The sequence below is a fragment of the Nicoliella sp. ESL1113 genome, assembly GCF_058509245.1.
Genome location: NZ_CP196388.1, coordinates 88204 through 90422 on the forward strand (window position 1 = coordinate 88204; position 2219 = coordinate 90422).

The window sequence follows — 2219 nt, forward strand, 5'->3', positions numbered from 1 at the left end:
CACTATCGTCATGAAAGGTCGGTGCCCCAGCTGGTGTTGGGACTGTCATTGAATGATCGATCGTGGAACGTCCAGTTGCATAATCAAATGAAACCCCTGGTTGAACGTTGAACAAGTAAACGTTAAAGTTTAAGGAACCATCAGTCGAAATCGCTTGTAGGTGCACCCCACGAGCCATTAATTCAGAACCCCGAAAGATTGGTTGAACTTGATAAACCACTTTTTGACCCTCTCTTAGGGCTGAACGAACCTGTGATTCATAAATAGTCTGCACCCGTTGATTACTAAATGCCGTTTGGGTAAATAAATTTTTAGGGTTATTTTGGTCCCCAGACTGATCATTCGGATTATAGGAACCATCAATCGATATTCCCTTTGAAAGACTATATGCAATCATATGACCACGATTAATAATTGCCTCGTTATTAATAAATTTTTGGTGCCAGCCAGTAGGATAAACCGTTTGTGTAGTTCTCAATGAATCATTAGCGACATTGCGACTTTCCAAATAGGCAGTATTAGCCGAAGAGGTTCGATTCAAATCATCTAAATTAGCATAACTGATATGATTACTGGTCCAATCGCTTGCCTTTAGGGTACTTTGCCCTCCATTTACATTTATGTAAGCAGCATCGCCACTATGATAATTCTTAGCTGCTAGTTCAGCAATAATTCCTTTATCATCATTATTCTTAGCCTTCTTTTTAACGTGAACGGCTTTTTTATGAACAGTGGCTTTCTTTTCAGCATTAGAATGACTAGTGACTGAATTGGATTCACTACTACTTGATGAACTATGTTCAACTTGACTACTTTGTTGACTGCTACTTTTTTCATCACCATTTGATAAATTACCAATAAAGCCCATTGCCAAAAAGAATGCAAATATAATTCCTATCCATTTCCATTTTTTATGCATTTTTATCACTCCCTTTATTCATATATGATTATTAAATATTTTTTAAGATTATTCAACAAAAAATAGCACCCAAAATAAATTTGAGTACTATTTTTATAATGATTAAATTAAACTGAACTAGAATGAACCATGCATTGCCATGATTTCATCAGGACGAAGCGCGATTAAATAACCAGTTCCATTACTACTAAAGACCATACCTTCAAATTCACGATCTGATGCAGCATGAATATATTTAATATCTGACTTAGAAAGATTATTTAACTTGCTAGCGGGGGCTGAAACGATACTTCCATCAGAAATAAAGTAAAGCCGATCATTAGCTGGGTTGTAAGCAAAGCCTTGTGGAATTGCTCCAGCAGAATGTCTGATTGCACTCTTCATTAAGTCGAAGTGAACACCCTTAGTGGAAATCGTTCCACGATAAATCTTGTAAGCACCTTGAGGAACACTACCCCCACCACTCTTAACATAAGTATAAGCACGTCCATACTTATCAAAAGTTAAGTTGTTATCAATGGAACTACCATTGGTAGAGAACTTAAATTGAACCTTATTAGTTGGTGTTAATGAGCTTTTACTAATTAATTCGGCAGATGCACTGGTAGCAGAACCACGAGCAATGTTTAGGAACCATAATTGATTAGTCTTTGGGTTATATGATAGGGATTGACCATGACCACCCCTAAAGGTAGGTCCTACTTTAATCGCATCTGCAGAAAAGACGTTGTTTTTTAGCTTGCTAGTATCATAACGAACAATGTAGTCATTAGCATCATTATCGCTTTCACTACGATTTTGATTGTACATTGCATATAAATACTTACCAACTAAAACAGCACTCTGTGGGGAACCTTGACTAGTCATCAAGAACGCAGTGGTAGTAAAACTAACACCAGTAGCACCAGCATTCACAGCAATATGGTTAAGTCTACCCTGATCATTCAATTGATTTTTACCATAACTATACTTTGGTAAGCTTCTTGTTATGTTAGGATTTTGAACTACATTGACTTTTGGAATACTAGTAACAGCAGTCTGCTTTTGATTATATGTAGACATTGCATTTGCAGAAGTAGCACCAATGCTAGAAAATAAGACAACTGCTGCTAAAGCCGTTGCCCATTTTGAAAATTTCATAATTAACAACTCCAGTATTAAATTTTTAACTTAAAAAAAAGTTAAATAATAAACTAATTACATTGTATCATAATCTATTTTTACTTAAAACAATTTTATAAATTCCAATCAAAAATCCCAATTTCTGAATAATAATCAGAAATTGGGATTTTTATTTTAA

1 protein-coding gene and 1 pseudogene are annotated in these 2219 nt (G+C 35.2%); both read right to left on the minus strand.

Annotated elements, in window-relative coordinates; all coding sequences use genetic code 11:
• Positions 1 to 40: 40 nt before the first annotated feature.
• Positions 41 to 919 (minus strand): annotated as a pseudogene (locus tag ACSYTJ_RS07285) (DNA/RNA non-specific endonuclease); the annotation flags it as partial.
• 117 nt (positions 920 to 1036) lie between these two features.
• A complete protein-coding gene (locus tag ACSYTJ_RS07290) occupies positions 1037 to 2059 on the minus strand; it encodes a hypothetical protein (protein WP_491720208.1) in 1023 nt (340 codons plus the stop codon).
• Between the last annotated feature and the right edge of the window lie 160 nt (positions 2060 to 2219).

Coding starts and splice junctions, on each gene's coding strand:
- ACSYTJ_RS07290 (WP_491720208.1), bottom strand. CDS start 2,059: ATGAAATTTTCAAAATGGGCAACGGCTTTAGCAGCAGTTGTCTTATTT.